Origin of the sequence: Pseudomonas sp. (genome assembly GCF_030696055.1) — a bacterium.
GTDB lineage: Bacteria > Pseudomonadota > Gammaproteobacteria > Pseudomonadales > Pseudomonadaceae > Aquipseudomonas.
Window position 1 is genome coordinate 1 of sequence record NZ_JAUYNP010000206.1, and the last position, 3,792, is coordinate 3,792.

The following is a 3,792-nucleotide window of genomic DNA, read 5'->3' on the forward strand; positions in this document are numbered from 1 at the left end:
CTCCTTGCTCTTGAGCTTGCCGCTGGCCAGCCACTCGGCCATGTCGCGCATCGCTTCGGGGTAGCGCGAAACGTAGTCGGTGACCACCATGCCCTCCATCCGTGCGCGGTTGACCAGCAGCGACAGATAGTTGGACGGGCCCTTCACCGCTTCCTTGTTGTTGTACTGGCTGATGGCGCCGCAGATCACCACCCGCGCCTTGAAGTTGATGCGAGTCAGCACGGCGTCGAGGATATCGCCGCCGACGTTATCGAAATATACGTCCACGCCTTTCGGGCACTCGCGTTTCAGCGCGGCGTGCAGGTCTTCGTTCTTGTAGTCGATGGCGCCATCGAAGCCCAGCTCGTCGATCAGCAGCTTGCACTTGTCCGCGCCGCCGGCGATGCCGACCACCCGGCAACCTTTGAGCTTGGCGATTTGCCCGGCAATGCTGCCGACCGCGCCGGCGGCGCCGGAGATCACCACGGTTTCCCCGGCCTTGGGCGCGCCGACGTCGAGCAGGGCGAAATAGGCGGTCATCCCGGTCATGCCCAGGGCCGACAGATACAGCGGCAGCGGCGCACGGCTGGGGTCGACCTTATAGAAGCCCTTGGGTTCGCCGAGGAAGTAGTCCTGCACGCCCAGCGCGCCGTTCACAGTGTCGCCGACGGCGAAGTTGGGGTTCTGCGAGGCAATCACCTGGCCGACGCCGAGGGCGCGCATCACCTCGCCAATGCCGACCGGCGGGATATAGGACTTGGCGTCGTTCATCCAGCCGCGCATGGCCGGGTCGAGGGACAGGTAGGCGTTCTTCACCAGAATCTGCCCGGGGCCGGGTTCGCCGACGGCGTTTTCCACATAGCTGAAGGTGTCGCGGCTGGGCAGGCCTACAGGGCGTTGCGCGAGGAGGAACTGGCGGTTAAGCGGGGCATTCATGGCAGGCACTCAGTGGAGGGAAAGACTGGTGATAGCCCCTGCTTGGCCAATGGGCAAGATTTGCCCGGCGGCCGAATGGGGGATGATCCATTGGAGTGATAGCCGTCCCCAGGTGTTAATCATTAATTTGGATGAAGCTTTCACCTCTATTTTGATAGTGCTGCCGTATCCCCAGGCAGCTGACTAGACTCTGGGCAGTTTTCAATTATTGCGAGGACACGCAGATGAGCTTTAGCTTTTCCGGCCGGGTTGCCCTGGTCACCGGTGGTGCTGCTGGTATTGGTCGTGCAACTGCACTGGCGTTCGCCAACGCAGGCTTGCAGGTGGTGGTTTCCGATGTCGACGTGGCGGGCGGTGAAGGCACTGCCGCGCTGATTCGCGAAGCCGGCGGCGAGGCGCTGTTCGTGCGCTGCGACGTGACTCGCGATGCCGAGGTCAAGGCGCTGATGGACGCCACTGTGGCCGCCTACGGCCGCCTGGATTACGCGTTCAACAACGCCGGTATCGAGATCGAGAAGGGCAAGCTGGCCGATGGCAGCGAGTCCGAGTTCGACGCCATCATGGGCGTCAACGTCAAAGGCGTGTGGCTGTGCATGAAGCACCAGATCCCACTGCTGCTGGCCCAAGGCGGCGGCGCTATCGTCAACACCGCTTCGGTCGCCGGCCTCGGTGCCGCGCCGAAGATGAGCATCTACGCCGCCTCCAAGCACGCGGTGATCGGCCTGACCAAGTCGGCCGCGGTGGAATATGCGAAGAAGAAAATCCGCGTCAACGCGGTGTGCCCGGCGGTGATCGACACCGATATGTTCCGCCGCGCCTACGAGTCTGATCCGAAGAAGGGCGAATTCGCCGCCGCCATGCACCCGGTCGGGCGCATCGGCAAGGTCGAGGAAATCGCCACCGCCGTGCTCTACCTGTGCTGCGATAACGCGGCCTTTACCACCGGCCATGCGCTAGCGGTGGACGGCGGCGCGACGGCGATCTGATAGCCGCTGGCGGATGCACGCGTAACGACAAAGGGCAGCTAAATAGCTGCCCTTTTGTTTGTCTGCGGTTTGGGTTTAGTGAATGGGCAGTTCGACGCCGGCGAACAGCTCTTCCAACTCGGCCTTGGTGTGGCACTGCACGGCCTTGGCTAGTACGTCGCGGGTCAGGTGTGGGGCGAATTTCTCGATAAAGTCGCACATAAAACCGCGCAGGAAGGTGCCGCGGCGGAAGCCGATCTTGGTCACGCTGGCTTCGAACAGCTCGCCGGCATCCAGCACCACCAGGTCCGGGTCGAGTTTGGCGTCGACCGCCATCTTCGCCACTATGCCCACGCCCAGACCCAGGCGCACATAGGTCTTGATCACGTCGGCATCGGCGGCGGTGAACACCACCTTGGGCGTCAGGCCGCGGTGGCTGAAGGCTTCATCCAGCTTGGAACGGCCGGTAAAGCCGAACACATAGGTGACGATGGAGTATTCGGCCAAGGCTTCCAGGGTCAGCTTCGGCAGCTTGGTCAGCGGGTGGCCCTGGGGTACCACCACGCAGCGGTTCCAGCGGTAGCAGGGCATCATGATCAGGTCGTTGAACAGCTCCAGGCCTTCGGTGGCGATGGCGAAGTCCACGGTGCCGTCGGCGGCCATTTCGGCGATCTGCATCGGCGTGCCCTGGTGCATATGCAGGGCGACATCCGGGTACTGCTTGATAAATCCGCTGATCACCGGGGGCAGGGCATAGCGCGCCTGGGTGTGGGTGGTGGCGATCGACAGGGTGCCTTTCTTCTCGTTGGAGAATTCCTGGGCGATCTGCTTGATGCTTTCGACCTTGCGCAGGATTTCTCCGGCGGTGGTGATGATTCGCTCACCGGCCGGGGTGACCCGGGTCAGGTGTTTGCCACTGCGGGCGAAGACTTCGACGCCCAGTTCGTCTTCCAGCAAGCGGATCTGTTTGCTGATGCCCGGCTGCGAGGTGTAGAGGCTTTGCGCTGTGGCGGAGACGTTGAGGTCGTGATGCGCGACTTCCCAGATATAGCGCAGTTGTTGAAGCTTCATAGGGATCCCTCAAGCAGATAGGCGGCCGTTCAGGTTACCGGCGTTTTTATATAACCATATTAATGGTTGAAGCATTAAATCTAGACCAAATTTTAAAGTGTGCTGTTTTTATCTTCAGAGCTCGCCGCGGCTGCGGTGTTGCAGCATAGGCACCAGATACACCGGCGCTTCGGAGAGCTGCACCAGGCGCGAGGCAGTTCGGCCGAGGGGGATATCCATGTCGGTGCCATGGCTGTGGCTGCCCAGCACCAGCAAGTCCACGCCGAGTTGCTGAGCCTGATCGAGAATCACCAGGGGCGGGTCGCCCTGCACCACGCGCACCGCCTTGATCAGATCGAGGTCCTGGCAGGCCTCGCCCACTTCATCGCGAAAACCCTCCAGCACCCGCTGCTCGATACTCGCCATCACCGTACTCAGGCCATTCTTGCGCAGCTCCTTGAGCCTTTCCTCATCCAGATAGGTTTGCAGCACCGACTCGGCAAACAGCCCCAAGGGTTCCACGGCATGCACTACATAGAGGTTGGCATTGAAGGCGCGGGTCAGCGCCAGGGCATGCTGCAGCACATAGGGTGCGTAAAGTCCCAGATCAGTTGCATAGAGAATCGAGCGGATCATCCGGCCTCCTTGACTGCCTGACTGGCGGACCTGATTTGAGCTTAGCAGCGCTCCTGATAAGTCCAAGAAACTGCAGCCCTTGAGGACGAATGGTTATATGCAGGTAGCCGTTCAGGGTTTAGCGAGCTGCCTGGATTGCTGCTCTTTTAGCCAAGAAAGAGGCTTTTAAAACGCCCTGTTAGAACCTGTTTACGATCTCGCGAGCTAGAGCGAGACAAGGCAAAAA

General features: G+C 61.1%; 4 protein-coding genes. 1 reads left to right on the forward strand and 3 read right to left on the reverse strand.

Going from position 1 to position 3,792, the window contains the following annotated elements; all coding sequences use genetic code 11:
* Positions 1-915 (reverse strand): NADP-dependent oxidoreductase (locus tag Q8Q83_RS11880; protein ID WP_305623963.1); only part of this gene is annotated, 915 nt, incomplete at its 3' end.
* Between the two features lie 224 nt (positions 916-1,139).
* On the opposite strand from Q8Q83_RS11880, the gene Q8Q83_RS11885 reads away from it, so the two are divergent.
* Positions 1,140-1,901: an SDR family oxidoreductase gene (locus Q8Q83_RS11885; protein ID WP_305623965.1), complete on the forward strand. Its 762-nt coding sequence runs from the start codon at positions 1,140-1,142 to the stop codon at positions 1,899-1,901.
* Positions 1,902-1,976: 75 nt separating this feature from the next.
* Here the strand turns inward: Q8Q83_RS11885 and cysB are convergent, their stop codons facing one another.
* Positions 1,977-2,951, reverse strand: coding sequence for an HTH-type transcriptional regulator CysB (gene cysB, locus Q8Q83_RS11890; RefSeq protein WP_305623967.1), 975 nt, complete (start codon positions 2,949-2,951; stop codon positions 1,977-1,979).
* Positions 2,952-3,065: 114 nt separating this feature from the next.
* Positions 3,066-3,566: a universal stress protein gene (locus Q8Q83_RS11895; protein WP_305623969.1), complete on the reverse strand. Its 501-nt coding sequence runs from the start codon at positions 3,564-3,566 to the stop codon at positions 3,066-3,068.
* Positions 3,567-3,792 lie beyond the last annotated feature (226 nt).